This is a genomic window from Sphingomonas sp. GM_Shp_2, assembly GCF_026540875.1.
In the GTDB taxonomy this organism is placed as follows: domain Bacteria; phylum Pseudomonadota; class Alphaproteobacteria; order Sphingomonadales; family Sphingomonadaceae; genus Sphingomonas; species Sphingomonas carotinifaciens.
This window is the reverse complement of record NZ_JALNUQ010000035.1, coordinates 1-25,282: the sequence shown is the minus strand read 5'-3', so window position 1 is coordinate 25,282 and position 25,282 is coordinate 1. Positions and strand designations below refer to the sequence as shown.

Annotated in this window: 28 protein-coding genes; 4 read left to right on the top strand and 24 right to left on the bottom strand. The window is 67.6% G+C overall.

The features are described from left to right. Positions 1 to 15: 15 nt before the first annotated feature. From OXR08_RS12490 to parE, 3 genes are all read right to left on the bottom strand, one after another. Positions 16 to 1,200 (bottom strand): hypothetical protein, encoded by a 1,185-nt coding sequence (locus tag OXR08_RS12490; protein ID WP_150131769.1) that lies wholly within the window; start codon positions 1,198 to 1,200, stop codon positions 16 to 18. A gap of 374 nt (positions 1,201 to 1,574) precedes the next feature. Continuing rightward, entirely contained in the window at positions 1,575 to 2,108 is a 534-nt protein-coding gene (locus OXR08_RS12485; RefSeq protein WP_267350275.1) for a hypothetical protein, read from the bottom strand. Further along, positions 2,105 to 4,084, bottom strand: a complete 1,980-nt coding sequence (gene parE, locus OXR08_RS12480) for a DNA topoisomerase IV subunit B (protein ID WP_267350273.1) — start codon at positions 4,082 to 4,084, stop codon at positions 2,105 to 2,107. Before parE ends, OXR08_RS12485 begins: the two co-directional genes overlap by 4 nt. A gap of 162 nt (positions 4,085 to 4,246) precedes the next feature. On the opposite strand from parE, the gene OXR08_RS12475 reads away from it, so the two are divergent. Then, positions 4,247 to 5,116, top strand: a complete 870-nt coding sequence (locus tag OXR08_RS12475) for an outer membrane beta-barrel protein (protein ID WP_112382118.1) — start codon at positions 4,247 to 4,249, stop codon at positions 5,114 to 5,116. Positions 5,117 to 5,357: 241 nt separating this feature from the next. Here OXR08_RS12475 and OXR08_RS12470 read toward each other — a convergent pair whose 3' ends face one another. Next, positions 5,358 to 6,026: a GcrA family cell cycle regulator gene (locus tag OXR08_RS12470; RefSeq protein WP_149682115.1), complete on the bottom strand. Its 669-nt coding sequence runs from the start codon at positions 6,024 to 6,026 to the stop codon at positions 5,358 to 5,360. Positions 6,027 to 6,107: 81 nt separating this feature from the next. Between OXR08_RS12470 and OXR08_RS12465 the strand changes: the two genes are divergently transcribed. Beyond that, positions 6,108 to 6,959, top strand: a complete 852-nt coding sequence (locus tag OXR08_RS12465; RefSeq protein WP_112382116.1) for an ABC transporter permease — start codon at positions 6,108 to 6,110, stop codon at positions 6,957 to 6,959. 30 nt (positions 6,960 to 6,989) lie between these two features. On the opposite strand, the gene OXR08_RS12460 is transcribed toward OXR08_RS12465, so the two are convergent. The 4 genes from OXR08_RS12460 to OXR08_RS12445 all read right to left on the bottom strand — a co-directional run bounded on the left by OXR08_RS12460 (position 6,990) and on the right by OXR08_RS12445 (position 9,866). Beyond that, entirely contained in the window at positions 6,990 to 7,319 is a 330-nt protein-coding gene (locus OXR08_RS12460) for a TM2 domain-containing protein (protein WP_235903988.1), read from the bottom strand. A gap of 102 nt (positions 7,320 to 7,421) precedes the next feature. Beyond that, a complete protein-coding gene (locus tag OXR08_RS12455) occupies positions 7,422 to 8,210 on the bottom strand; it encodes a LysR family transcriptional regulator (protein WP_149682117.1) in 789 nt (262 codons plus the stop codon). Beyond that, positions 8,207 to 8,605, bottom strand: a complete 399-nt coding sequence (apaG, locus tag OXR08_RS12450; protein ID WP_112382285.1) for a Co2+/Mg2+ efflux protein ApaG — start codon at positions 8,603 to 8,605, stop codon at positions 8,207 to 8,209. Before apaG ends, OXR08_RS12455 begins: the two co-directional genes overlap by 4 nt. Before the next feature lie 52 nt (positions 8,606 to 8,657). After that, positions 8,658 to 9,866 (bottom strand): aminotransferase class I/II-fold pyridoxal phosphate-dependent enzyme, encoded by a 1,209-nt coding sequence (locus OXR08_RS12445; RefSeq protein ID WP_149682118.1) that lies wholly within the window; start codon positions 9,864 to 9,866, stop codon positions 8,658 to 8,660. Between the two features lie 88 nt (positions 9,867 to 9,954). Here OXR08_RS12445 and OXR08_RS12440 point away from each other — a divergent pair, with 88 nt between their 5' ends. Then, positions 9,955 to 11,190: a phospholipid carrier-dependent glycosyltransferase gene (locus tag OXR08_RS12440; protein ID WP_267350267.1), complete on the top strand. Its 1,236-nt coding sequence runs from the start codon at positions 9,955 to 9,957 to the stop codon at positions 11,188 to 11,190. Positions 11,191 to 11,384: 194 nt separating this feature from the next. After that, positions 11,385 to 11,630 carry a hypothetical protein gene (locus tag OXR08_RS12435; protein WP_267350265.1) on the top strand — a complete coding sequence of 82 codons (246 nt, stop codon included), beginning with the start codon at positions 11,385 to 11,387 and terminating at the stop codon, positions 11,628 to 11,630. Positions 11,631 to 11,637: 7 nt separating this feature from the next. Here the strand turns inward: OXR08_RS12435 and OXR08_RS12430 are convergent, their stop codons facing one another. The 16 genes from OXR08_RS12430 to OXR08_RS12355 all read right to left on the bottom strand — a co-directional run. Beyond that, positions 11,638 to 12,738: a glycosyltransferase family 2 protein gene (locus OXR08_RS12430; protein ID WP_267350263.1), complete on the bottom strand. Its 1,101-nt coding sequence runs from the start codon at positions 12,736 to 12,738 to the stop codon at positions 11,638 to 11,640. Further along, on the bottom strand, positions 12,738 to 13,781 hold the full coding sequence (leuB, locus tag OXR08_RS12425; RefSeq protein ID WP_267350261.1) for a 3-isopropylmalate dehydrogenase: 1,044 nt from the start codon (positions 13,779 to 13,781) through the stop codon (positions 12,738 to 12,740). The genes OXR08_RS12430 and leuB overlap by 1 nt, the downstream gene beginning before the upstream one ends. 56 nt (positions 13,782 to 13,837) lie before the next feature. Then, positions 13,838 to 14,569: a DNA repair protein RecO gene (gene recO, locus OXR08_RS12420; protein ID WP_267350259.1), complete on the bottom strand. Its 732-nt coding sequence runs from the start codon at positions 14,567 to 14,569 to the stop codon at positions 13,838 to 13,840. A gap of 6 nt (positions 14,570 to 14,575) precedes the next feature. Then, on the bottom strand, positions 14,576 to 15,460 hold the full coding sequence (locus tag OXR08_RS12415; protein WP_267350257.1) for a GNAT family N-acetyltransferase: 885 nt from the start codon (positions 15,458 to 15,460) through the stop codon (positions 14,576 to 14,578). Next, complete coding sequence (locus OXR08_RS12410; protein WP_267350256.1) at positions 15,457 to 16,422, bottom strand: polysaccharide deacetylase family protein; 966 nt, start codon at positions 16,420 to 16,422, stop codon at positions 15,457 to 15,459. Before OXR08_RS12410 ends, OXR08_RS12415 begins: the two co-directional genes overlap by 4 nt. 56 nt (positions 16,423 to 16,478) lie before the next feature. Further along, a complete protein-coding gene (gene uvrC, locus OXR08_RS12405) occupies positions 16,479 to 18,398 on the bottom strand; it encodes an excinuclease ABC subunit UvrC (RefSeq protein WP_112382107.1) in 1,920 nt (639 codons plus the stop codon). Between the two features lie 47 nt (positions 18,399 to 18,445). Next, on the bottom strand, positions 18,446 to 19,099 hold the full coding sequence (locus OXR08_RS12400) for a hypothetical protein (protein WP_267350254.1): 654 nt from the start codon (positions 19,097 to 19,099) through the stop codon (positions 18,446 to 18,448). A gap of 36 nt (positions 19,100 to 19,135) precedes the next feature. After that, positions 19,136 to 19,456 (bottom strand): multidrug efflux SMR transporter, encoded by a 321-nt coding sequence (locus tag OXR08_RS12395; RefSeq protein ID WP_112382105.1) that lies wholly within the window; start codon positions 19,454 to 19,456, stop codon positions 19,136 to 19,138. Between the two features lie 145 nt (positions 19,457 to 19,601). Then, positions 19,602 to 20,240 (bottom strand): hypothetical protein, encoded by a 639-nt coding sequence (locus tag OXR08_RS12390; protein WP_267350251.1) that lies wholly within the window; start codon positions 20,238 to 20,240, stop codon positions 19,602 to 19,604. Continuing rightward, the gene (locus tag OXR08_RS12385; protein WP_267350249.1) at positions 20,233 to 20,727 is read right to left on the bottom strand and encodes an ATPase; all 495 of its coding nucleotides are present in this window, start codon (positions 20,725 to 20,727) and stop codon (positions 20,233 to 20,235) included. The genes OXR08_RS12390 and OXR08_RS12385 overlap by 8 nt, the downstream gene beginning before the upstream one ends. Before the next feature lie 60 nt (positions 20,728 to 20,787). Further along, positions 20,788 to 21,015: a F0F1 ATP synthase subunit C gene (locus OXR08_RS12380; RefSeq protein ID WP_112382102.1), complete on the bottom strand. Its 228-nt coding sequence runs from the start codon at positions 21,013 to 21,015 to the stop codon at positions 20,788 to 20,790. A gap of 69 nt (positions 21,016 to 21,084) precedes the next feature. Then, positions 21,085 to 21,876: a F0F1 ATP synthase subunit A gene (locus OXR08_RS12375; RefSeq protein WP_112382283.1), complete on the bottom strand. Its 792-nt coding sequence runs from the start codon at positions 21,874 to 21,876 to the stop codon at positions 21,085 to 21,087. A gap of 30 nt (positions 21,877 to 21,906) precedes the next feature. Continuing rightward, positions 21,907 to 22,224: an AtpZ/AtpI family protein gene (locus tag OXR08_RS12370; protein WP_112382101.1), complete on the bottom strand. Its 318-nt coding sequence runs from the start codon at positions 22,222 to 22,224 to the stop codon at positions 21,907 to 21,909. A gap of 477 nt (positions 22,225 to 22,701) precedes the next feature. Next, positions 22,702 to 23,082, bottom strand: a complete 381-nt coding sequence (locus OXR08_RS12365; RefSeq protein WP_149682130.1) for a YdbL family protein — start codon at positions 23,080 to 23,082, stop codon at positions 22,702 to 22,704. 1 nt (position 23,083) lies between these two features. Next, positions 23,084 to 23,260: a YnbE family lipoprotein gene (locus OXR08_RS12360; protein ID WP_112382282.1), complete on the bottom strand. Its 177-nt coding sequence runs from the start codon at positions 23,258 to 23,260 to the stop codon at positions 23,084 to 23,086. 32 nt (positions 23,261 to 23,292) lie between these two features. After that, on the bottom strand, positions 23,293 to 25,282 hold a 1,990-nt coding region (locus OXR08_RS12355), incomplete at its 5' end, for a YdbH domain-containing protein (protein ID WP_267350245.1).

The window sequence follows — 25,282 nt, the reverse complement described above, 5'->3', positions numbered from 1 at the left end:
GGGGAATCAACACCGCTACGAGGTGGCGGGCGTCGTGGCCGATGCCTGCTGCTGCGGCAGGCTGATATCGATCACCTCCACGCGGCGCTGCGACGAGCGGACGGGAATGCGGCTGCGCAGGGAGTCGCGGCTCCGGCCGAAGGGCACGAAGTCCGCCACGAAACTGTATCGCTCCACCCGCGCCAGGCCACCCGCCGGAATCGTGGACGGAGCATAGCGCCGGTCGCGCAAGCCGCGCGTGGCGATTTCCACCCAGCGTTCATCCACCTGCTCGGCGCTGCGCAGCGTCTCCACGTCTGTCACCCGGCCATCGGGCGCGATGTGAAAAGCGACATCGGCCCAGAGCGGCGTGTCGTTCGCCACGGTGCCGAACACCGCGTCCTGCATGTCGATGGGCGGACCATAGATCAGCAGCGGCCCCTTTGCGTTGGGATCGGGCTCGATCTGGCGCATCGCCGTCCGCACCGCCGCCTCGCGTTCCCGCTTCGGCGCCAGTTGCGCGCGCAGCACGCGCACGCCGTTGCGATAAGGCAGGAACGCGGGTTCCGGCCGCGCCAGGATCGCATCGGCCGCGCGCCGTGCGGCCGGTTCAAACCGCTTGATCATCGACCCGACCGCGGCCAGCAGGACGGCGGAACGCAACATTGCCTGCCCCTCGATATCGGGCAGCCCCGCGCTTTTGGCGCCTTTCGCCACCCAGTCATAATGGTCCAGCGCGCCGATCAGTCGCCCTTCGCGCGCAAATGCCTCGCCGACGTGCAACCGCTCCATGAAGATGCGCGGATCGTTGTCGGGCAAGCCCTTCTTCAGCGCATCGACCGCGTCGATCGCCCCGATGCGGGCGGGATCGGGAAAGCCGTTGACGTTGGACAGCAGCGCCGTCGCGCGGTGCAGGTCCGCCACGTCGGTCGGGAATTGCGCGGCATGGCGGGCGTTGCGCCCGCGGGCCTTCAACAGCGTCCCACGACTTTTCGCATAGTCACCGGCGATGAACTGCGTCTCGGCCAGGGCCAGCGAACGCTTGATCTCTTCGGGCGGCGGGCACTGCCGCGCGATGCACGCCGCCAGTTCGTCGCGCAACGTCGACAGTCGCTCTCCCGTCACGACGATGCTGGGCGGGTCCGGCAGGGAGGGCGGAGCAGATGAAGGTGACGGAGCAGCGGTGGCCTGTGCGGCCCAGAACAGCGCAAGCATCATCATGTCGTGGCCCCTCCCGTGGCCGTCGGCCCACCTCCCCGGCGACCGACGCCGAATGGGCGCAAGCATCAGGCCATGAAGGGCCCGTCCGATCAAGCCCCTACTGCATTGTTTTCAGGCTTTCTTCGGTTCCTCTCCAGCAGCTGTCGCGTAGCAGCCAGGCAGCATATCGAGCCGGCGTATCGAGAGACAGGCTGCCCCACTCCCGGTCCCCTCGCGTAACCGTCGAGTAGCCGCGAACCTGCATATCCACCCGCTGTACCGGGAAACATGCCCCCCCGTTCGTCTCGAGTAAGTGTCGAGTAGCAGCGACGCTGCGTATCGAGACGCTGTATCGAGAGACAGGTGGCGCGAAAGCGATACCCGACGCCCCCCACTCAGGACGCTGAAGCCGTCCCCTCCGCCGCATCCAGCCGCGCCTGAAGCAAATTGCGGCAATCGCGATTGAACCGTTCCGCCTTGGCCGCGAAGAAGCCCGCCGATCCGACCGCATAGGCCGATACCGCCACTGTGACCCAGGGCACCGCACGCCCGGCGACACCCGCCGCCTTGGCACCCTTGGCCACTCGCGCCGCCCCCGGCAGGCCCTTGGTCACCAGATGCCGCCCCGTCTTCATCAGCGTGCCGGCGCGCCTGGCATCGGCAACGATCTCCATCCCCTTCATCACGCCCGCGGACTTGCGCGCCATGTCCGCCAGCTTGCCCGCGCCTTCATGCAGGTCGATCCCCGCGGTCGGGCGCAGCCGCGCGCGGTCCTCTTCGGACAGGCCGTACGCATCGGCGATCTGCCCGATCAGGGCGTCCAGGCTTTCGCGTCCCACGGTGAACGCCTTGATACCCGCCGATCCCGTCTTCTTCGCGATCAGCCAGCGATTGGCCTTGTAGATGCGGTCCAGATCCTTTTCCGTCATGCGTCGATCACCTCTTCGTCCAGCCGGGCCGCATTCTCCTGGATGAAGGCGAAGCGGTGCGCGGGATTGTTGCCCATCAGCCGGTCGACCAGATCCTTCACCCCCGCCCGCTCCTCATATTCCTGCGGCAGGGTGATGCGGATCATGCTGCGCTTGGCCGGGTCCATCGTCGTTTCGCGCAATTGCTGCGGGTTCATCTCGCCCAGCCCCTTGAAGCGGGCGACCTCCACCTTCTTGCCGCGAAACATGGTGCGCTCCAGTTGCGCGCGGTGCGCGTCGTCCCGCGCATAGGCGGACTTGGCGCCCGCGGTCAGGCGGTAGAGCGGCGGTTGCGCCAGATACAGGTGCCCGCGCCGTACCAGGTCGGGCATTTCCTGGAAGAAGAAGGTCATCAGCAGCGTCGCGATATGGGCGCCGTCGACATCGGCGTCGGTCATGATGACCACCCGGTCGTAGCGTAGCTGCGTCGGGTCGCAATCCTTGCGCGTGCCGCATCCCAGCGCCTGGATCAGGTCGGCGATCTCCTGATTCTGCAGGATCTTGGCGCTGGTCGCGGACGCGACGTTCAGGATCTTGCCGCGGATCGGCAGGATCGCCTGGCTCTTGCGGTCGCGCGCCTGCTTGGCCGATCCGCCGGCCGAATCGCCCTCGACGATGAACAGTTCGGTACCCTCCGGGCTGTCCGCCGAACAGTCGGTCAGCTTGCCGGGCAGGCGCAGCTTCCTTGCGCTGGTCGCCGTCTTGCGCTTGACCTCGCGCTCCTGCTTGCGGCGCAGGCGCTCGTCCATCTTCTCCAGCACATAGCCGAGCAGCGCCTTGCCGCGCTCCATGTTGTTGCTGAGATAATGGTCGAAATGGTCGCGCACCGCCTTCTCGACCAGCCCGGCCGCCTCCGCACTGGTCAGCCGGTCCTTGGTCTGGCTCTGGAATTGCGGATCGCGGATGAAGACCGACAGCATCACCTCGGAGCCGACCATCACGTCGTCCGCGGTCAACTCCTTGGCCTTTTTCTGTCCCACCAGATCGCCGAACGCGCGCAAGCCCCGGACCAGCGCCTGGCGCAGTCCCTGTTCGTGCGTGCCGCCATCGGGCGTCGGGATGGTGTTGCAATACCAGCTATAGCTGCCGTCGCTCCACAGCGGCCAGGCGACCGCCCATTCGACGCGCCCCGCCTCGCCCGGAAAATCCTGGTTGCCGCTGAAGAAATTGGCGGTGGCGCATTCGCGGCTTCCCACCTGTTCCTTCAGATGGTCCGCCAGACCGCCGGGGAACTGGAACACCGCGTCCGCCGGCGTATCGTCGGCGATCAGCTCGGGCGCGCAGTGCCAGCGTATCTCGACACCCGCGAACAGATACGCCTTGGACCGCACCAGCTTGTGCAGCCGCGCCGGCTTGAAGTGCAGCTCGGGCCCGAAGATCTCGGTGTCGGGCGTGAAGGCGACGCTGGTGCCGCGCCGGTTGGGCGCTGCGCCGACGCTCTCCAGCGGTCCCAGCGTCACCCCGCGCGAAAAGCGCTGGCGATACAGTTGCCGCTCGCGCGCCACCTCCACCACCGTGTCCGACGACAGCGCGTTCACCACCGACACGCCGACGCCGTGCAAGCCGCCCGACGTCGCATAGGCCTTGCCGGTGAACTTTCCGCCCGAATGCAGCGTCGACAGGATCACCTCCAGCGCCGACTTGTCGGGAAATTTCGGGTGCGGGTCGACGGGAATTCCGCGGCCATTGTCGACAATGGTAAGTCGGTTGCCCGGCTCCAATTTTACCTCGATCCGCGTCGCATGGCCGGCCACCGCCTCGTCCATCGCATTGTCCAGCACCTCGGCCGCCAGATGATGCAACGCCCGCTCATCCGTCCCGCCGATATACATACCCGGCCGCCGCCGCACCGGCTCCAGCCCCTCCAGCACCTCGATCGACGAGGCATCATAGGCGGGGGCCGGGCGGGCCGAACCCGCAAAGAGATCTTCGGACATAACGAGAACTATAGGGCGCGATGCGCCCGAGTACCAGCGTCGCCCTTGCCCATCTTAGGTGTGGCATAGCCGCAACAGATTAATTTGAATTAGGTAGGTTCCGGATAAAACCCAGCAAAACGAACGTTCCGCCGCCCGAGTATCATGAAACCGGGAGACACCATGCGCATCGCTTTCACCGTGGCCACCGCCGCCCTGACGCTGGTCGCAGCGCCTGCCTTCGCACAGGACAGCTACAACCAGGGTGCCGAGACGACCGCCGATGCCCCCTTCGCCGGCGTCTATGTCGGCGGCAGCTTCGGCTATGACGTCCAGCCGAACGACCAGGGTTCGCGCCTGCTGTTCGATCGCAATCTGGACGGCCGTTTCGGTGACACGGTAACGCTGCCCACCGGCGCCAACGCCTTCTCGCCCGGCTTCTGCAAGGGCGCGGCGCGCAGCACCCTGTCGCCGCAGAACGCCGCCACCGGTTGCCGCAACGACAAGAACGGCATCGCCTATTACGCCCGCGTCGGTGCGGACCATCAGGTCGGCAACATCGTGTACGGCGTCGTCGGCGAGTTCGGCAAGGCCGAGATCAACGACAGCGTCAGCGGCTTCTCCACCACGCCCGCCAACTATGTCATGACCCGCGAGCTGGATTGGGAAGCCTCGATCCGCGGCCGCGTCGGCTATGCGGTCGATACCACGCTGTTCTACGGCACCTTCGGCCCCGGCTATGCCCGCATCGACCGCAGCTTCACCACCTCCAACACCGCCAATGCCTTTGCCCTGTCGGGTGATCGCAACCAGTTCGGCTTCCTCGGCGGCGGCGGCATCGAGCAGAAGCTCGGCCGCAACTTCTCGGTCGGCCTGGAATATATGTACCATCAGTATCAGGACGACGACGCGCGCGTCCGCGTGACCCAGGGTACGGCCCCGGCGACCAACCCGTTCGTGCTGGCCCCCAACACCAGCGGCACCGACATTCGTCGTTCGGACGACAAGTTCCGCTGGCACTCGATCCGCGCGACGGCGGCGTTCAGGTTCTAAGGCGCAGGCGTGGGTGCCAGTCGGCACCCACGCCGAAGCCCGGCCGGCGGCACACCGTGCCGACCGACGACGCGGCTTCGCCGCGGCGGGACCCGCAAAGAAAACACCCGCCCGGAGCGATCCCGGCGGGTGTTTTCGTATCTTAATGCAGCCCGTCATGGGCAAAAGCCCATGACGTCGGACGCGGCGATAGCCGCGCCGGCCGGGCGGCCCGCGCGTGCCGCCGGCGGCTTTGGCCGCCTTAGCGCACGCGCGGGCCGCCGAACGGCAACGGCGGCGGCGGGCGGCGATCACGCCGCGGCAACTGCGCCTGATAGGCATGGCCGCAATGCTGCACGCAGTATGGGAAGCCCGGATTCACCTTCTGCCCGCAGAAATGAAAATCCGGCTCGCCCGGATGACCCAGCGGCCATTTGCAGATGCGGTCGTTCAGGTCGAGCAGCGTGGTCTTGCCCGCCATATCGGCGTTCGGCTTGGCCGGTACCAGGCGGCGCGGCGGCGCCGGGGTGGATGGCGGCTGCTGCTCACCGGGCGACTGGCGCACGAAGCCACCGGGGCCGACCGAACGCAACACCGGCTGCGGATCGCGCACCGGCTCCGGCGCCGGGGCGGTCTCGCGGACCGGCTCGGGTGCGGCTTCGCGCACCACCTCGCGGACCGGCGCCGGCTCGGCCGGTGCAGGCGGGGGCGGTGGTGCGGGCTCGGGCGGCGCGGCGGCGACCGGCTGCTCCTTCACCTCGGGCTCGTTCGGCTTCACCGGCGAGGGGCGCGCCTGCAGCCCCAGCCGGTGCGCCTTACCGATCACCGCATTGCGGCTGACCCCGCCCAGCGCCTCGGCGATCTGGCTGGCGGTCTGGCCCGCTTCCCACATCGTCTTGAGCGTCTCGATCCGCTCGTCCGTCCACGACATCAACACATTCCCTGCATTTTACCGCGCCTGCATCACGCCACCGGTTGCGGGCGACCCCGGCAGCGGTTACGCGCTTTGCCGATGAGCAGCCAGCCCCCAATCGGCGAAATCCAATCGGCGGTACAGCACGCCCCCGGCGTGCCCGTCATCCGGAACATCAACTGGGGGGGCCTTCGTACCCTCTATATCAAGGAGGTGCGCCGGTTCTTCAAGGTGCAGCTCCAGACGATCTGGGCGCCGGCGGTCACCACGCTTCTGTACCTCATCATCTTCACCACCGCGCTCGGCGGCCGTCATGCGGTGCCGGTCGCGGGACAGCAGGTTCCCTTTGGCGACTTCATCGCACCCGGCCTGATCGTCATGGGAATGATGAACAACGCCTTCGCCAATGCCAGCTTCTCGCTGCTGGTCGGCAAGATCCAGGGCACCATCGTCGATTACCTGATGCCGCCCTTGTCCACCGCCGAACTGCTTGCCGCGCTGGTCGGCGGCGCGGTGACGCGCGCGGTGCTGGTCGGCCTGACCGTATGGCTCGCAATGGCGATCTGGCCGGGCGTCCATGTCACGCCCCACGCCATTTTCGCCGTTATCTGGTTCGGATTGCTCGGTTCGGCCTTTCTGGCACTGCTCGGCGTGCTGACCTCGATCTGGGCGGAAAAGTTCGACCATGCCGCCGCGGTGACCAACTTCGTCGTGCTACCTTTGTCGCTGCTGTCGGGCACCTTCTATTCGGTCGACTCGCTCGCCCCCACCTTCCGCGCGATCAGCCACGCCAACCCGTTCTTCTACATCATCTCGGGCTTCCGCTACGGCTTCCTCGGCCTGGCCGATTCGCCGGTGACGATGGGCGGCATCGTCATGCTGGCCGCCGACATCGCCATGGCGGTGCTGTGCTACACGCTCCTGCGCAAGGGCTGGAAGCTGAAGAATTGAAGCGGCGGGGCGCTTCCGCCCCGCCCCCGTTCAGGCGGTTTGAGGAGAGCCGCCCGTCAGGTCATTCGCCAGCCGCATATTGTAGCTTCGTGCCATGCCCGGCACCAAGAACAGGTCCACGAAAAGCCAAACCCAGGCGATGCCGAGCAAAACCAAACCGACACCGGCAATCAGCGTGATCCAGCCAAGGACATTCAGCGCCAGCATTCCGGCGCCCGAACCTATCCGGCCGAGATAAAAGCGGTGGGCGCCAAATCCGCCCAGAAAGATCAGCAGGATATAAGCAACGCCCGCGGACTTCCTGCTGGCGTCGTACATCAATTGCGAGCGCGCCACATGCGCCCGGTCCATATCCGACATCGAAACCCTCCCTGTTCCTCGGAAAAAGGGAGAAGAGCCGAAAACCTCTTACGATACAATTAGGATCGGCGCGATCACCGCAGAATGATGCGTTGCCGTCCCCTAGCCCCCCAACGCCTCCACCAGCGTCTTCACCTTCTGCTGCCGCCACTGCGGCAACGGCGCGACCAGCCAATAACCCTGTCGCGAGGGCAGCGCCTCTCCCACCTGCACCAGCCGCCCGGAGGCAAGATCGCGCGCGGCCAACAGATGCGGCACCACCGCCCGGCCCAGTCCGGCTGCGGCGGCATCGATCGCCAGTCCGGCGTCCGTCACCCGGATCAACGGCACGCCCTCGTCGGGGCTGCCCGGCCAGCCGATCAGCGCGGCGCCGGCGTTGCCGGGTGCCACCACCACGACCATGCCGTCCGATTCCAGCGCCTCGCCTTCATGCCCGCCGGGCCCGTCGCCCCAGCGGATCGCCAGGTCCAGGTTCGCTTCGGTGAAATCCAGCCCCTCGTCCGCCGCGATCAGGGTGAAGCGCAGGTCGCCGTCTCCGCCCGCAATCTCGGCCAGACGCGGCATCAGCCACTTTTCGGTCACGTCGCGCGGCGCTGCGATGGTCAGCGACTTGGACGATTGCCCCGCCTGCATGGCGCGCACCGCTTCCTCGAATTGCAGGAAACCGGCGCGGAGAGGGGCAAGCCCCGCCTCCGCCTCGGGCGTCAGTTCCAGCCCGCGGGTCGTGCGCCGGAACAGCACCACGCCCAGCGTATCCTCCAGCGCGCGGATCTGCTGGCCCACCGCGGCGGGCGTCACCGCCAGTTCGTCCGCGGCGCGCGTGAAGCTCAGGTGCCGTGCCGCTGCGTCCAGCACGCGCAGACCGTTCAGCGGCAGGTGCGTCCGCTTCAAGACGCCACCGCCGGTGCCAGCAGGGTGAAGCGCGGGATCGCCACGTCGAAGGTGACGCCGTCCGCGCCGATCATCCGGTACGTGCCCTGCATCGCCCCCGACGGGGTGGCGAGCGGACAACCGGATACATAGTCGAAGCTCGCGCCCGGCTCGATCAGCGGCTGCTCGCCCACCACGCCCTCGCCCTCCACCGAATGGCGCGCGCCGCGCCCGTCGGTGATGACCCAGTGGCGGGTCAGCAGCTGCACCGCCGCCGCGCCGTCATTCTCCAGGCGGATATGATAGGCCCAGAACCAGCGCCCACGCGCCGGCTCGGATTGTTCGGGCAGATAGCTGACCGACACGCGCACGGTAACGCCCGCGGTGGTGGCCGCATGCGGGAACAACGCCTTCACTGCGCCCTCGGTCAAGGCCATCAGCGTCTCCCCCGCACGCCGCCGCGCATCGTCACAGGCCCGCCTGCCGCAGCGCCTGGTCCAGGTCGTCGATCAGGTCGTCGGCATCTTCCAGCCCGACGTTCAGCCGCAGCATACCCTCGGATATGCCCATCTCCAACCGCTTGTCCTCGGCGACCCCGGCATGGGTGGTGGAGGCCGGATGCGTCATCAGCGACCGCGAATCGCCGATGTTGTTCGAGATGTCGATCAGTTGCAGCCCGTCGAGCAGCGCATGCGCCTGGCTGCGCCCGCCATCCAGTTCGATCGCGAAGATCGCGCCTGCCGCCTTCATCTGGCGCATCGCCAGTTCGTGCTGCGGGTGGCTGGGCAGGCCGGGGTGCAGGACGCGCGGCACGCGGCCCTCCAGGAAACGGCCGACCTTCAGCGCGCTTTCCGACTGGCGGTGGATGCGCAGGTCCAGCGTCTCCAGCCCCTTCAGCACGACCCAGGCGTTGAACGCGGACAGGGTCGGCCCGGTGTTGCGGGTAAAGGGCAGCAGGGTGTTGGTGATGAAATCCTCGGTCCCGCACACGGCGCCCGCCAGCACGCGTCCCTGCCCGTCCATCATCTTGGTCGCCGAATAGGCGGTGACGTCCGCGCCGAAATCCATCGGGCGTTGCAGCGCGGGGGTGGCGAAGGCGTTGTCCACCACGGTCACGATCCCGCGCTCGCGCGCAATGGCGCAGATCGCCGCCAGATCGGCGATGTCCATCGTCGGATTGGCCGGCGTCTCGAAGAAGAATACCTTGGTCTCGGGCTTCACCGCGTCCAGGAAGGCCTGCGGATCGCGTGCATCGACCACGGTCGTGCCGATGCCGAACTTGGGCAGCAGCGTGTCGGTCAGCCAGCGGCACGATCCGAACGCGGCGCGGCCGCCGACCAGATGGTCGCCCGCCTGCAACTGGCTGAGCAACACCGCGGTCATCGCGGCCATGCCCGATGTCATGGTGCGGCACGCCTCGGCGCCTTCCAGCAGGGCGATGCGTTCTTCCAGCATCTGCACCGTCGGGTTCTGCAGGCGGGAATAGGTCATCCCCTCCTGCTCGCCGGCGAACCGCGCCGCCGCGTCGCCCGCACAATCATAGGCGTAGCCGGAGGTGAGGAAGATCGCCTCGGAGGTTTCGCCATATTCCGACCGCGCGGTGCCCCCGCGCACGGCCTGCGTCGCGGGACGCCAGCCGGCGGTGATCGAACGGTCCTGACCAGTCTTGCGCTTCATGATTGCAGCCTTTGCCGGGGCCGGCGGTCATCGGCAAGCCCCGTTGCGGCCTTCCCAACCGCCATGTGGCACGCCACCATGGCGCACGATGCATGTCCCCGCCCCACTTCGTCGCCCCCTGCCCGTCGCGCTGCTGCTGATGGCGGCGGCGCAGGCGCTGTTCACCTGGCGGCTGACCATTCCGCATCGCCTCGTCTTTGACGAGGTGCATTACGTGCCCGCCGCGCGCACCCTGCTGGCGCTGGCCGGGCACACCAATATCGAGCATCCCCTGCTCGGCAAGACGCTGATCGCACTCGGCATTCTGCTTTTCGGCGACGGTCCCGCCGGCTGGCGCGCGTTGTCGACGCTGGCGGGCACGGCGACGGTGGGCGGGGTGTTCTGGATCCTGTGGCTGACCACCCGGCGGCTGCGGCCCGCGATCCTCGGCACCCTGCTCGCGCTGTTCAACTTCACCCTGCTCGTCCAGGCGCGCATCGCCATGCTCGACGGCTTCATGGCCGCCTTTGTGGTGCTGGCCGTCGCCGCCATGCTGTGGGCGATGCGCGGGCCGCATGCCACCGCCCGCTGGACGCTGGGCGCCGTTCTGCTCGGGCTGGCCGCGGGGACGAAATGGACCGCGATCCCCTATGTCGGCTATGCCGCGCTCGCCATCGCGATCCTCCGGCACCGCGACCCGGCGCGCTGGCCCGGCCTGTCGGTCGTGCGCGCCTGGCTCATCCTCGGCCTTGTCGGCGGCGTCACCTATCTCGCCACCTTTGCGCCCGCCTTTTTCTACTCGGACAATCCGCTGAGCATAGCCACGCTGCTCCCCTTCCAGCTCGACATCTATCACCAGCAGACCCAGGTCCTGTCGGCGCACACCTATCAGTCGGACTGGTGGAGCTGGCCGCTGATGCTGCGCCCGATCTGGTATTTCTACGACGTCGCAGACGGCGCACAGCGTGGCATCCTGATGGTCGGCAATCCGGTGGTGATGTGGGGTGGCCTGGTCGCGGTCGCCGCCTGCATCTGGGGGGCGGTGCACCGCCGCGATGTCCGGCTGGGCGCGGTCGCCGCACTGTGGCTGGGCAGCTACCTGATCTGGGCGGTCATCCCGAAATCCCTCGGCTTTTTCTACTATTACTACCTGCCCAGCCTGTGGCTGCCGATCGTGATCGCGGTGGCCGCCGACCATTGGCGCGGTGCGTTGCGCGACGGGGACGATATGCTCCTGATCGGTGCCGCGGCCCTGTTCCTGTGGTTCTACCCGATCCTCTCCGCCGCCCCGCTGGCCCATGCCGATTCGTTCCGTCGCTGGACGCTGTTGCCGGACTGGAATTGATGCACGGCGAATCACCCCTGTGCTGAAATCGGCATAGCGGCGTGCAATTTTCCGCCAACGCGCCGCAGACGTCTCTTACAAAACCCAAGATTTCGAACGATTTTCGTTTGTTACACGATAGTAATCTCCCGGCTGGCATGTGGTCATCATGCGTGGGATAGTTGGACAAGATGTAGCGAACCGGACCGTCAGCCATGCCTTTCCGCCTGGAAGCCGAACGACTCACCTTGATCGAACTGGAGCAGCAGGACATCCTGAATGCGATCGACGCGGCCTTGGATGCCATGCGCTATTTCGAGGGACCGGTGATGTCCGACCTGGGGCGGTTCGACGATCCGTTACAGGCCGACCGGCAACTCATCGCCGCCCGCCAGGCGCTTGCCGAAGCCACCGAAGCCCTGCACCGAACCTATCCGGAGCTTGCCGTCGCGCCCCGGTGAGACGCCCTCAATACCGTCCCCAGACGAATCGGGACGACAGCGCATAATTCCACACCGCGCCGATCAGCACCCCGACCAGCGCGGAGGCCGCCCATTCGCTGCTGCGCACGTCATGCAGGAAGGCGGCGACGCCGACATTGGCGACTGCGCCCACCGAACACACCACGCAGAACGACACCCATCCGTCGATCAGCGCGCGCACCCCCTTCAACCGCCGGTCGCGATAGGTCAGCGCGTTGTTCAAAAGGAAGTTGAACGTCATCGCCACCACCGTGGCAAGGATCTGCGCCAGCAGGAAACTGGCCCCCGCCCCCAGGAACACCAGGCTGAGCGTCGCCATGTGCACGCCCACCCCGAGCACCCCGATCGCCGAGAACATCGCAAAGCGCACCGGCACGAACCGCCCGAACATGCGGTCGTACAGCGCGATCAGATATTCCATCGCGACGACGTGATCGAGCTTCGACTCGCCCTCGGTCCGCACCCGGAAGGTATAGGGCATCTCGACAAAGGCCAGCGGCCGCGGCGCCGCGGTCATGATGTCGAGCAGGATCTTGAAGCCGATTGCCGACAATTCGGGCACCACGGACCGTGCCACCGTGCTGCGGATCATGAAGAAGCCGCTCATCGGATCGGACAGGTCGGCCTTCAGCACGCGACGCGACAGCCGGGTCGCCAGCGCCGATTTCGCCACCCGGTCGCGGTCCCATTCGCCGGTGCCGCCACCGGCCACGAAACGCGATCCCACCACCAGGTCCAGCGCCTCGTCCCGCTGCAACCGGTCCAGCATCGCGGGCAGCAGCGTCTCGTCATGCTGGAGGTCGCCGTCGATCACCGCGACGAAGGGGGCCGCGGTCGCGCACATCCCCTCGATACAGGCGGAGGACAGGCCACGCCGGCCGATACGCTGGATCACCCGCACGCGTGCGTCCACCCGGCCCAGTTCGCGCGCCGCCTCCGCCGTGCCGTCCGGGCTGTCGTCGTCGACGAAGATCGCCTCCCACCGCCGCCCCGCCAGAGCCTGGGTCAGCCGCGCGATCAGCACGGGCACGTTCGCCCGCTCGTTGAACGTCGGGATGACGACCGCAAGCTCCAGCAGGTCGGCCATTACAGGTGGGCCAGCACCGCGTCCGTCATCGCCTCCGTCGACAGCGTCCCGCCCAGGTCGGCGGTACGCGCGCCGCCGCGGATCGCATCCGCCACCGCCGCGTCGATCCGGTCGGCCGCGGCCGCCTGCCCCAGCGAGTGGCGCAGCATCATCGCGGCGGACAGGATCGCCGCGCACGGATTGGCCTTGCCCCGCCCGGCGATATCGGGTGCCGAGCCATGGATCGGCTCGTACAGCCCCTTGCCGGTCGCGCCCAGCGCGGCGGACGGCAGCATCCCGATCGATCCTGCGCACATCGATGCCTGGTCGGACAGGATATCGCCGAACAGGTTGCCGGTCACGATCACGTCGAACTGGCCGGGATTGCGCACCAGCTGCATCGCGGCATTGTCGACATACATGTGCGACAGCGTGACATCGGGATAATCGCGCGCCACCTCCAGCACCACGTCGCGCCACAATTGCGAGGTTTCCAGCACATTGGCCTTGTCGACGGAGGTCAGCTTGCCGCGCCGCTTGCGCGCCGTCTCGAATCCGACCCGCGCGATCCGCGCCACCTCCGCCTCGTCATAGCGCATCAGGTCATGCCCCTCGCGCAGGCCCTCCGCATTCCGGCCCTGCCCCTTGGCACCGAAATAGACATCGCCGGTCAGTTCGCGCACGATCACCATGTCGATCGCGCTCGCCACCTCGGGACGCAGCGCGGAGGCATCCTCCAGCCCGGCGAACAGCCGCGCCGGACGCAGATTGGCGAACAGCCCGAAATGCTTGCGCAGGCCCAATATCGCCTGCTCCGGCCGGAACGCCCGCTCCAGCATGTCGAAGCGCGGATCGCCCACCGCGCCGAACAACAGGGCGTCGGCGCGCTCGGCCACCGCGATCGTCTCGGGCGGCAGGGGATGGCCCGCCGCCTCGTACCCGGCGCCACCGACCGCCGCTTCCTCGAAGGAAAGCCCCAGGTTCAGCGTTTCCAGCACGCGCCGCGCGGCGGCCGTCACCTCCGGACCGATGCCATCGCCTGCGAGTACCGCGATCGTCGCCATCCTGAACCCCTTCGCTTGTCGTCTGGATGCGCGGCCTCTTGCCGGCCGCGCCGCCGTCACGCAACCGCCCTTTTCAACCGCTCCACCAGCCGCTCGCGCGCGGCCAGCACGTCGCTGCGCGGCCCCGGCAGCAGGTCGCGTGCGAGGAAATGCCCGGTGATCCGCAATCCATCAAAGATGTCGGGCCATTCCGCCGCCCCCCCCTCGCGCAGGAAATCGGGCAGGGGCAGCAGCTTGGCCTCATAGCCCCGCGCGGCACCGCGTGCCACCGCCGCGCCGCTGCGGGGACTGACATAGCCCAGATCCTCCGTCGCCCGGCTGACGGTGCAGGCGGACAGGTCGAGCCCGAAGCCCAGTCCGGCCAGCAACAGCAGCTCATAGCGCACCAGCCCCGTCGCCCAGCCCCGCGCAGAGGGGGCCGCCGCGATCGCGCCCAGCACGCCGTCCAGCGCGTCATAGACCCGCGGATAGGGCTGTGCCTCCGGCAGCGCCGCCGCGGTCAGCGCGGTCAGCCATTCCAGCGCGCCCGCCGCCAGCGGCTCGCCGTGCAGCGTCGCGCGCGTATCCACCAGTTCCACGGTCAGCGCCGGCAGTTGCTCGGCGGTGCGCGCCCGCCATTCCCCCGATATCGTGTTCGCCGGCTGCAGGATCGGCCGCAACGTCCGCGACCGGCCGCCCCGGACATAGCCGGCCTGCACCCCGTCGCTGCGCGTGAGTGCGCGCACGATCGCGCCATGCTCGCCATGTGCGCGGATCGACAGGATAATGGCGGGCCCCGCGATGCGCATGCGGGTTCAGCGTCTAAGGGTTCGCATCCAGCCACGCAACGGTGACGCCGCCAGGCCCCGGCGCGCCAGCCCGACGCCGCCCTCGAACCCGCCCAGCGCCGCCAGCACCACCCGGTTGGCGATGGTCGGGCGCAGCATCAGCAGGTCCAGACATTCGGTGCCACCGGTCGCGAACTGCCGTTTGTGCTGCCCGTCGCCTTCCAGAAAGTCGAACCAGGCGAAGCGGTCGCCGAACAGATCGGCCAGCGCCTCCGCCATCAGCACCGTGCCCGGCGACCGGTCGGCAAAATCGGGATCATGCCCGACATGATCGTAACGAAGCGTCCGCCCCTGCCCGGTACAGCATAGATAGGCGATCGGCCGCTCCCCGACGAACATCGCCCAGGCACGCACCCGGTCTTCGCCCGCAGCTTGCACGATCCCCCGCCGGAACGCGGGATCGTCGGACAGTGCCGCATCCAGTCCATGGCGTGCCTGATAGGTGCGCGCCGCCAGCGGGATCGCCAGGTCCAGGAAGGCGCCGACCTCGGCCGCGCTGCGATATCCGCGCACCGTCCCGCCCAGCCGCTTCGTCTTGCGACGCAAGCCCGACCGCGCCTGACCCGACAGCCCGGCCATCCACGCCTCATGTCCGCGGGCAAGGTCGACATGATGGCGGGTATAACGCTGGCGCACCGCGGTCAGCGGCCACGCCCCCGACAGCGCGTCCAGATGCGCGGCGGACAGCGAGGTGACCAGATACCCGTCCGCCGCCCCGATCGGCGGCAGCGCAGGGATCTCCCTGGAAAGCACCGCCTCCAGCCCGAGTGGAAGACGCTCCAGACGGCGGGACACGCCGGCCAGGGTCCGCGCGCCGACCTGGAATTTCAACCTTACCCGCGTCGCGGTCACGCCCGCCGCTCTTCCACCAGGTTCGACCAAAGCTGTTCGGCCTGCCGCCAGCGGGTCCGCAGGCTGTCGGGGCCAAGGACCGCGTCCTCCTGCCCCAGCCGCAACGCCGGCATCTCGGCGAAATGCCGGGTCGGCAGCACCGACGCCATCTGGTGCAGTATTTCGCACAGCGCCTCGAACCGGCGGACATGCACCGCATTGGCACGGGTGGCGGACCGGTTGGCCAGTTCGAAACTGTGGCTGACGATCGTCACCGCCGCGTGCCCGGATGCGGCGGCATGTTCCAGCGCGTCGCAGCTTTCCTCGGTCGACAGCGCGCAGATCTGAAAGGTCCGCAAATGTCCCGGCCGGTCCTCGATCACCGTTACCGGCACCTCGATGATGCCCGGTGACCCCGACGGCCATGTGACGGGCGCCACCTGCCGTGCGGGCAGGGTGATGCGGCTATGCTTCGGCTCCGCCCCGTTATGGCTGCTGTCATAGGTGAAGCCCAGCGCCGCCAGCGCCGCCAGCGTGTCGTCATTGGCGGCATAGCTGCCCGCGCGGAACGCGACCGGGCGCGGCGCCCCCGCCGCCATCAGCAACTCGGTCGCCCGGGCCAGCACCACCTGCTGCTCGTCGCGATCATATTCGTACAACTGGAACCGGTCATGCGCCGCGCCGCGATCATCGACCCGCGCCTGCTGCCAGTGCGGGTGGCAGTGCAACTGCACCTCCTGCCCCGCTTCCAGCACCGCCTCCACCATCCGCCGGACGGGATCGATGCCGAAGATGTCCGCCGGCATCGGATCGATGAAAAAGGTCGCCTTCAAACCATGACGACGCAACACATTGAGTTGATAGCTTAATCCGACGCCCATCGGCTCGATGGAACGGTCATAGATCGCCTTCATGTTCAGTCCGGCGCGATGATGGCGCCAGGCGAACTCGGTATCCACGGTCAGGAAGACAGGCGTCACCATGTCCCTGTGCATAACACAGGACAATGAACATTTCGCTTCCGGATTTCTATTCTCGCTCAACGCGCATGGTAGAAGTCGTAGACCTGCTGCGCAACGCCGGCCGACACGCCGGGCGCGCGCTTCAGGTCTTCCAGGCTGGCATTGCGCACCGCGCGACCGGTGCCGAAATGCATCAACAGCGCCTTCTTGCGCGCCGGGCCGATGCCGGGCACCTCGTCCAGCGGGCTCGCGCCCATCGCCTTGGCGCGCTTTTCGCGGTGCGCGCCGATGACGAAGCGGTGCACCTCGTCGCGCAACCGCTGGAGGTAGAACAGCACCGGCGCGTTCACCGGCAACTGGAACTCCCGACCGTCCATCATGTGAAATACCTCGCGCCCGTCGCGGCCGTGGTGCGGCCCCTTGGCGACGCCTACCAGGCAGACATCCTCGATGCCCAGATCCTCCAGCACCGCCTTGGCGGCGTTCAGCTGTCCGCGGCCGCCGTCGATCAGCACCAGGTCGGGCCAGGTGCCGTCGTCGCGGTCGGGCGCTTCCTCCAGCTGCCGGGCAAAGCGGCGACGGAACACTTCGCGCATCATCGCGAAATCGTCGTTGGTGGCGGCTTCGTTGCCCTTGATGTTGAATTTGCGATACTGACCCTTACGGAACCCTTCGGGCCCCGCGACCACCATCGCGCCCAGCGCGTTGCTGCCCTGGATGTGGCTGTTGTCATAGATTTCGATGCGGTCGGGCGGCTCGGGCAGGTCGAACAACTCCGCGACTTCGCGCAACAATTTGGCCTGGGTCGTACTCTCCGCCAGACGCCGCTCCAACGCCTCCACCGCATTGCGCTTCGCCTGGTCCATCAACCGCCGCCGGTCCCCCCGCTGGGGCACCGCAATCGACACCCGGTACCCCGCCCGCTCGCCCAGCGCCTCGCTCAGCAGCGGAGCCTCGGCAAGATCCCGGTCGAGGAGGATCGACTTGGCCGGCGGCACTTCCTCGTAGAATTGCGTCAGGAAGCTCGTCATCACCTCGTCTTCGGGCACATCGGTGGTGTGCGCGGGGAAGAAGCTGCGATGCCCCCAATTCTGCCCGCCGCGGATGAAGAAGGCCTGGATGCCGATCACCCCGTCCTTGCACGCCAGCGCGAAGATGTCGGCATCGCCCACCCCTTCCGCGTTGATCGCCTGCGTGCCCTGGATGAAGGTCAGCGCCTTCAACCGGTCGCGCAGCACCGCGGCCAGTTCAAAATCCATGTTCTCCGCCGCGGCCTGCATCTGCGCGCCCAGCTTGGCCTGCACCTGCGTCGATTTGCCGCCCAGGAAGCTCTTCGCGTCCGCCACCAGCTCGCCATAGCCGGCGGCGTCGATCCGCCCCACGCACGGCGCCGAGCAGCGCTTGATCTGGTAGAGCAGGCACGGTCGGTCGCGCGTCTTGAAGAAGCTGTCGGTGCAGCTGCGCAGCAGGAACAGCTTTTGCAGTGCGTTCAGCGTGTTGTTGACCGACCCTGCGCTGGCGAAGGGGCCGTAGTAATTGCCCACCGCCCGCCTGGCGCCGCGATGCTTCTGCACCCGCGGGAAATCATGGTCCGACCGCAGCAGGATGAAGGGGAAGCTTTTATCGTCGCGCAGCAGCACGTTATAGGCGGGGCGGTAATGCTTGATCAGCTGCGCTTCCAGCAGCAGCGCCTCCGCCTCGTTGTTCGTCGTGACGATGGTCATCGACCGGGTCAGCGACACCATGCGCTGCAACCGCTTGGGCAGCCGGTCGACCTGGGTATAGTTCGCCACCCGATTCTTCAGCGCCCGCGCCTTGCCGACATACAGCACGTCGCCGCGCGCATCCTGCATCCGGTACACGCCCGCACGCAGCGGCAGCGTCGCCAGCACGTTGCGGATCGCCGCCACCCCCACCGCCAGATCGGGCGTATCGGCGCCGCGGATGGAGAAGGTGGATTTTTCTTCGTTGAAGCGGTCGACGGTTTTCTCGGACATCGCCCAGGAATTTAGGAGCGGTCACCCCGCCCCGCCAGCCCGTCGCCTCAGCCGAAGCGGAAATTGACCGGCCTGGCGAGCGCGGCATTGCCGTCGAACGCATGCGCGTTGAACGCCCCGTCGCGCCCGACCCAGTGGCAGAAGAGATGCGCCGACCACGCATTGGGATTGGGCGTGATGCGCCCATGCCGCCGATGCACCCCACGATAGAGCACCGCATCCCCCGGCTCCATCGCCAGGCTGGCATAAGGCTGCCCGGCAAAGTCCGCCGTCACCTCCGGCCTGGGATCGACCAGCGCCTCCGTCCCCACCTCCAGCGGCCACGGCTCGCCGTCGCTATAGTCGAGCGTCAGCGAGAGGCTGTGTTCGCACGAGGGCCGATCCGAATGCACCCGGCACACATCGCCGTCGCGGTAGATGCGGAAATAATCATAGGTCGGCAGCAACGCCGCCCCCACCAACGTCTCGATCGTCGGGGTCAGCGCCCAGAGGAAGCCGAGCAGCGGTGGATAATGATAGCCGTAAAGCTCCACTGCCGGCCGCGCGAGCAGCGGCGATTCGCGGGCGATCGACTCCAGCCGCCCGCCCGCGCCCTCGATCTCGCCCTTCATCTGGTTGAGCAGCGCGTTGCACACGGTCCGGGGGATCAACCCGCGGACAAGCGCGTAACCATCACGCTGATAATCGCCGACAATCTCCATAGCCGATGGCTATCGCGCCGCGCTCTGGCCGACAAGTCAGGCAGAGGCGAAGAACTTCGTCCCCATCACCCCGATCACGGTCAGTGCCATGAAGGCGACCTGCACGCCGTTGAGCCGGTCGCCGAAGATCACCGCGCCGCCGATCACCACGCCGACCGCGCCCAGCCCGGTCCAGATCGCATAGGCGGTGCCCGCGGGAAGTCCGCGCATCGCCAGCGCCAGCAGACCCATGTTCACGAAGCTGAGCGTGATCGGCACCGCCGATGCCTGCCATGTCGCCACCGTCGCTGCCCATTTCAGGCTGAGCGCCCAGCAGATTTCGGAAAACACCGCGATACCCAGAATGACCCATGCCATCGGATTGCTCCTTTGCAACGGGCTCGTGTCTGACACGCCCGGCGCCGGAAACCCGAAAGAGGCGGCGGGCAAAAAAGAAAAAGAGGGGCAGCGCCAGCGGCACGCCCCTCTCATACCCCTCGCGATGGAGGGGATGATCCGTCGATCAGTTCGGCCGACCCAGCCCCGCAATCGTGCGATCCACCATCGCACGGTCGGCGGCGGCGCCGTGATGCTCGGCGATCAGCAGACCGGCGGCACGGGCGGCGGCTTCGGCGGCGCGGGCGCGCACCTCGGCCAGGGCCTGACGCTCGGCCGCGGCAATCTTGTCCTCGGCCATCTTGGCGCGGCGGTCCATCAGCTGTTCGGCATCGATCTTGGCCTTGGCCAGGATCTGGTTCGCCTCCGCCTGGGCATGGGCCCGCATCGTCTCGGCATCGGCATGCGCCGACTTCGCCTTGGCCTCATATTCGGCCTTCAGCGCCTCGGCTTCCTTGCGGAGCTTGGCCGCCTCGTCGAGTTGCGTGCGGATCGCGGCGATGCGCGTGTCGAGGGTGCGACCGATCATGGCCGGCACCTTCTTCACGATCATGCCGATCAGCACGACCAGCGCGGCGATCCCAACCCAGCCGGTGGAATCGAATCCGAACGCGGTCGGGCTGGCGACGTGCTCGGCGCCGCCCGGCTCGGTGGTGGAGCCGTGCAGCCCCTCGCCACCGCGTACCGCCTGCGGCTGCAGCCCCTCGGCCGACGCGGCGCCGGAAAGGTTCTCCGCCACCAGCGCGCTGCCATTTGCATTAGCCATGCGCCGTCACCTTCCGCACCGCATCCGCCGCCGCGTCCTGGCCCACCTGGGCTCCGGACAGCTTGGCGACCAGATCGCGCGCCGCATCGGCGGCCACGCCCTGAAGATTGGCCAGCGCTTCCGCCTTGGCGTTCGCGATGGCAAGGTCATGATGCCCCAGCCGCTCGGCCAGGTCGGCATCCGCCGCCTTGACCTGCGCCTCGAAGGCCTGTGCCGCACGCTGCTTGGCGGCGGTGGTTTCGGCCTGCGCCGCGCCGCGCGCCGCGTCCATTTCGAGCCGCCACGCCTCTTCGACCGTATCGGCCTGTGCCCGCGCAGCCTCGGCCGCGGCAAGATCGCCGGCGATACGGGCTTCACGGTTGTCGACGGTCGCCTGGATCTTGGGCACCATTCCGCGGCCGACCACGAAGTACAGCAGGCCGAAGGTAATCAGGAGCCAGAAGATCTGCGACGCGTAGGTCGCTGCGATCTGAGCAATCTGTGGCATGGGGTCCTCGTGGCCATGTCCACCGGGCGACCAGCATGGCCGCCCGGCGCAACGACGATATTAGGCGACGAACACCAGGATGATCATCGTCACGAAGGCGAGCAGGCCGAGAAGCTCGGCACCGGCGAAGCCGATGAACAGACGGCCCTGCTGGCTGTCGGCCGCACCCGGGTTGCGCAGTGCGCCTTCCAGGAACTTGGCGAACACGTTGCCCACGCCCAGCGAGGCGAGGCCCATGCCGATCGCGGCCAGACCGGCACCCAGCATCTTTGCGGCTTCTGCGTCCATTTCAATCACTCCAGTTCAAACACGTTCAGGTATAAAGTCGAAAGGGTCACGCCGTCGGGCGCCTGCCGATCAGTGCAGGTTCACCGCGTCGTTCAGGTACACGCTGGTCAACAGCGCGAACACATAGGCCTGGATCGCCGCCACCAGCAGTTCCAGCAGCGTGATGCCGATCATCAGCAGGAAGCTGGGCACGGTGATGAGCGCGGCATAGGCCGGACCCAGGTTGATGCCGTTGATGACGAACGCCGCCAGCACCTTCAGCAGGATGTGCCCCGCGGTCATCGCGACGAACAGTCGCAGACCCAGCGAGAAGGGGCGCACCAGGAAGCTCATCAGCTCCACGACGAAGATCAGCGGGATCATCAGCGCGGGCGTGCCGTGCGGCACGAACAGCGCGAAGAAGTGGAAGCCGTGGCGGCCGAAGCCGACGATCAGCACGATCGCGAACGAGATCAGCGCCAGGACACCGGTCACGGTCAGGTGGCTGGTCACGGTGAAGGGATGCACGCCCGGCACCACGCCGAACGGCATCAGGCCGATGACGTTGGCGAACAGGATGAACATGAACAGCGAGAAGACGTACGGCAGGAAGCGCTTGCCCTCCGGCCCGATGTTCGACGTCAGCATGCCGTTGACGAAGCCGGTGAAGCCCTCCACCGCGGCCTGCCAGCGGCCGGGCACCAGATCGCGCTTCATGCCGCCGATCATGAACACCCACAAAGCGACCAGCGTCACCACCATCCACAATGCGGAATTGGTGAAGGACAGGTCGTATCCGCCGACGATCCACTTCTGGCCGAACACCGGTTCGATCAGGAACTGGTGCATCGGATCGATCTTGCTACCCGATTCTGCCGCCACGCCCGTTTCCCACATACGAAGAACGCCCGGTTATTCCGGGCGCTCGCCTGATATCCGAATAATCTGCCTGAACGCGACGGCTATCCCGAGGAACAGCATCACGATCAGCCCCCAGGGCGCGGTGCCGAACCAGCGGTCGATAAGCCAGCCGATCAGCGCGCTGCCGACGAGACTTCCGATCAGCGCGGAGATGATGCGACTACCCTGGGCATAACCCTTGTCGGTATCGACCTTCACCCCCTGCCGCGACGCTTCGCGGGCCCTGGCATCCCGTAGCCGCTCATCGAGCGCGGAAAGCCGCGGGTCCTCCGCGCCGTGGAAATCCTGTCCGGGTTCGTTCTCCGCCACGCGCCCACCTCGCCTTTTGAACCTGTCAGCCGGAAGGAAAGCGCACGAACGGCGAGCGACCCCGCCAAGGCGCCGTCCGTTTAGAAAGCGCGGCCACCCAAGTCAACCGGCTGGGCACTGAAGTGTCACAATCGAAATCTCATCCCCTCTCCCCTTGTGGGAGAGGGAGGGGCCCATCGCGAAGCGATGGGAGGGTGAGGGGTGCCAAGCAGTGCAACACTGCTGGGCCATCCCTCCCCCTTCCAACCGGACTATCACGATCAGTGCCCTCTACCCCCCTCCCCCACGGGGAGAGGGGGGGACCCACCGCGTTAGCGGTGGGAGGGTGAGGGGCTGCCAAGCAGCGCCGCACTGCTGGTTTACCCCTCACCCTTCCCACTGCCCAAGGGCAGCGGGCCCCTTCCCTCTCCCCGAAGGGGCGAGGGAATTATTGCGCCCCAAACCTGAACCGTCAGTCCGGGACCGCAACCACCCCCATCAAACGCAGCGCGAATCCCGCTCCGGCGCCGCGCCGGTGCGCGTCTTCCACACCCCGTCCGGCCCCTTGTACTTCTCCCCCGCATCGGTCTGGGCGATCAGGTTGCACCCGCTGGTGAACGCCATCTGCTCGACGGTGGCGCCACTGGCCTGCGCCTTCTGGGTATAGGCGGATTTGCGCTGGATATTGATGTTGTTGACCAACGCGCGCAGTTCCGGCGTCGCGGCGCCGACGATGCCGATATAGCCGTCGGGCTGCTCGCCCACTTGGCCCGCCGAGCGCGCCGCCGCATAGGCGGGGTCGCGCTGCGCCCAGGCCGCCGCCGAAAGGCCGCCGATCGCCGCCGTGGCGACCATCATGTTCAACACGAAGCTGCGCATCTTAGAAAATCCCCGGGTTCTGCTGGATCAGCGACTTCGCCTCATTGTCCAGGCGATACACCACTTCCTGCGTCACGTTGATGTTGAGGTTGATCTCGATCGGCTTGTCGGGCGCCGAGATGTTCACGCATCCCCCCGGCGCCATGCCGACCAGCGCGATCGTTATCGCCCCAGCCATCTTCCCCAAGATCGGTGTCCTCTTGTCCATCGTCAATCCCGTCTCGTTTTTGGCACGGTTCCGCTTGCCGGCGGCTGAATGACCCCGCCCGTCGGGGCGGTGCCGGCGGGCGGCGCCGCGCGCTTGTTCTGTTCCTCGATCAGGCTCTGGAGGTTGCGCTGCACCAGTCGCTTGGGGTCCCAGAAGGACTGGGCGGAATCGAGCAGCCCGCGAAACGGCGCCTTGATCCGGATGTTGAACACGAAGGGCAGGCGCTGGAGCCGCCGGATCAGGAAGTTCGACTTGGCCCCCTTGCCCTGGCTCACGCCGGTGAAGCGCACATCGGTCACCATCTCGCCGGCCAGCGGCCCGTTCATCGTCACCCCCAGCGTGCGATAGCGCAGCGAGCGCAGCGCACCGAACGCCAGATTGCCCCACAACCCCAGATCCTTCTGGCTGAGATCGCCGACATAGGCGAGGGTGCCGCCGCCTTCGCGCACCATCAGCGATCCCTGCTCGATCCGTCCGCCCCTGTCATCGAACACCATCGGCAACTCGCCATCGAACACACCGGTCGCATTCAGATTCTCGAAGTCGAATTGTTGCAGGAACTGGTCGGCCGCCGCGCCGCGCACGTGAAAGGTCATCCGCCGCTCGGCCGGCTGCGAAAAGTCGAGCAGCGTCGGGTCCAGCGTCAGCGATCCGCCGGCAAAGGGCCATGCGCCGCCCTCGACCTTCACCCGCGTATCGCGCAGCGTCCGGTAACGGATCACGCCATCGGTCACCGCGATGCCGGGGTTGATCGACTTGATCGTGGCCACCTGATCCGGCGCGCTCTCCAGCGCCAGCAGGTCGGTGAAGCGGATCGTCCCGGTGATCCCCTTCACCGGTCCGAACGCTGCGGCCAGATCGGTGCCGTCGGTGGCGAACGTTCCCGTCGAGGTGACGCCGTCCGCGCCCCACGCGATATGCCCGTCGCCGCGAACCGTGCCCCGCACATCGGCGATCACGCCATAGGTCAGCATGGTAAGCAGCGTGGGCTGGAAGGTCTCGGTAAAGGTCAATCCGGGCACGCGCAGGTCCGCCGCACCCGTCCCGCTCGACAATTGGTGATCGATGGTGACATCGGCGACCTTCACCGTCTGCGACGGCTCGTACAGCGTTCCCGCGGCATGGACCCTGCCGTTCACCAGCGACAGCGTCACGTCGCGTGCCGCCATGCGCTGGAAGCGCGCCGTCTCGGCCGCATCATCCACGTCCAGCACACCGTTCAGGGTCAGCGCGCCGCCCGCCAGCCGCCATGTCCCGCGCGCACCGTTCAGCAGCAGCGGCACATTGGCGATCTGCCCGCCGGCGCCGGCAAAGAAGCCGCTCACCGCTCCGCCCCCGATCCGGCCCTCCAGCCGCCCGATATCCAACCGCGTCACCCGCTCCGCGCTTCCCAGTCGCGCCGCGACATCGCTCAGCACGAAGCCGCGGTCGGACAGGCGCAGCGTCGCATCCTGCGCCGCCAGCGTCACCGGCGTGCCGCCCAGCCGCCCCGCCAGCCGCGCCGTCGCCACGCGCGCGCCGCCGCTCACCCGCGCGCCATCGATCCGCACCACCGCCCCGTCCACCGGACACAGCCTGAGCGCCACGCCCGACAGCACCAGCCCCGACACCGCCACCCGGTCCGCTGCCACCGGCGCGCAACCGGGATTGACGATCAACCGCCGCCGCCCGTCCCAGCGCGCCTCCACCGGCACCACCAGTCGCTCGATCCGCCCGTCGCCCAGCGGCCCCGACAGGGTCGCGCGCGTCTCGATCCGGGTCGCACCGTCCAGCGCCGCCGAAAAGCGCATCCGGTCCAGCGCCAGCATCGCGCCGCCCGCCCGGTACGGGGCCAGTGTGGCGGTGCCGCGCACCGGTGCGCCGACCCGCGCCTGGGCCAGCGTCGCCGTCACCTGCGGCATCCCGCCGCCCGCCATCGCCAGCCGCGTGTCGATGCGCGCACCGTCCGCACGCCAGTGCAGCCCGCTCCCGCCCGCCAATGCCACGCGCGCC

Bases quoted from the DNA above. Each gene is read 5' to 3' on its own strand.
- OXR08_RS12400 (WP_267350254.1), bottom strand. From the start codon at position 19,099: ATGGAGATTGTCGGCGATTATCAGCGTGATGGTTACGCGCTTGTCCGC.
- OXR08_RS12385 (WP_267350249.1), bottom strand. From the start codon at position 20,727: ATGCCACAGATTGCTCAGATCGCAGCGACCTACGCGTCGCAGATCTTC.
- OXR08_RS12475 (WP_112382118.1), top strand. From the start codon at position 4,247: ATGCGCATCGCTTTCACCGTGGCCACCGCCGCCCTGACGCTGGTCGCA.
- recO (WP_267350259.1), bottom strand. From the start codon at position 14,569: ATGCGCATCGCGGGGCCCGCCATTATCCTGTCGATCCGCGCACATGGC.
- OXR08_RS12445 (WP_149682118.1), bottom strand. From the start codon at position 9,866: ATGAAGCGCAAGACTGGTCAGGACCGTTCGATCACCGCCGGCTGGCGT.
- OXR08_RS12470 (WP_149682115.1), bottom strand. From the start codon at position 6,026: ATGTCGTGGACGGACGAGCGGATCGAGACGCTCAAGACGATGTGGGAA.
- OXR08_RS12435 (WP_267350265.1), top strand. From the start codon at position 11,385: ATGCCTTTCCGCCTGGAAGCCGAACGACTCACCTTGATCGAACTGGAG.
- uvrC (WP_112382107.1), bottom strand. From the start codon at position 18,398: ATGTCCGAGAAAACCGTCGACCGCTTCAACGAAGAAAAATCCACCTTC.
- OXR08_RS12465 (WP_112382116.1), top strand. From the start codon at position 6,108: ATGAGCAGCCAGCCCCCAATCGGCGAAATCCAATCGGCGGTACAGCAC.
- OXR08_RS12360 (WP_112382282.1), bottom strand. From the start codon at position 23,260: ATGGCTGGGGCGATAACGATCGCGCTGGTCGGCATGGCGCCGGGGGGA.
- OXR08_RS12380 (WP_112382102.1), bottom strand. From the start codon at position 21,015: ATGGACGCAGAAGCCGCAAAGATGCTGGGTGCCGGTCTGGCCGCGATC.
- OXR08_RS12395 (WP_112382105.1), bottom strand. From the start codon at position 19,456: ATGGCATGGGTCATTCTGGGTATCGCGGTGTTTTCCGAAATCTGCTGG.
- leuB (WP_267350261.1), bottom strand. From the start codon at position 13,781: ATGGCGACGATCGCGGTACTCGCAGGCGATGGCATCGGTCCGGAGGTG.
- OXR08_RS12410 (WP_267350256.1), bottom strand. From the start codon at position 16,422: ATGGTGACGCCTGTCTTCCTGACCGTGGATACCGAGTTCGCCTGGCGC.
- OXR08_RS12440 (WP_267350267.1), top strand. From the start codon at position 9,955: ATGCATGTCCCCGCCCCACTTCGTCGCCCCCTGCCCGTCGCGCTGCTG.
- OXR08_RS12460 (WP_235903988.1), bottom strand. From the start codon at position 7,319: ATGTCGGATATGGACCGGGCGCATGTGGCGCGCTCGCAATTGATGTAC.
- OXR08_RS12390 (WP_267350251.1), bottom strand. From the start codon at position 20,240: ATGGCTAATGCAAATGGCAGCGCGCTGGTGGCGGAGAACCTTTCCGGC.
- OXR08_RS12430 (WP_267350263.1), bottom strand. From the start codon at position 12,738: ATGGCCGACCTGCTGGAGCTTGCGGTCGTCATCCCGACGTTCAACGAG.
- parE (WP_267350273.1), bottom strand. From the start codon at position 4,084: ATGTCCGAAGATCTCTTTGCGGGTTCGGCCCGCCCGGCCCCCGCCTAT.
- OXR08_RS12490 (WP_150131769.1), bottom strand. From the start codon at position 1,200: ATGATGATGCTTGCGCTGTTCTGGGCCGCACAGGCCACCGCTGCTCCG.
- OXR08_RS12485 (WP_267350275.1), bottom strand. From the start codon at position 2,108: ATGACGGAAAAGGATCTGGACCGCATCTACAAGGCCAATCGCTGGCTG.
- OXR08_RS12365 (WP_149682130.1), bottom strand. From the start codon at position 23,082: ATGCGCAGCTTCGTGTTGAACATGATGGTCGCCACGGCGGCGATCGGC.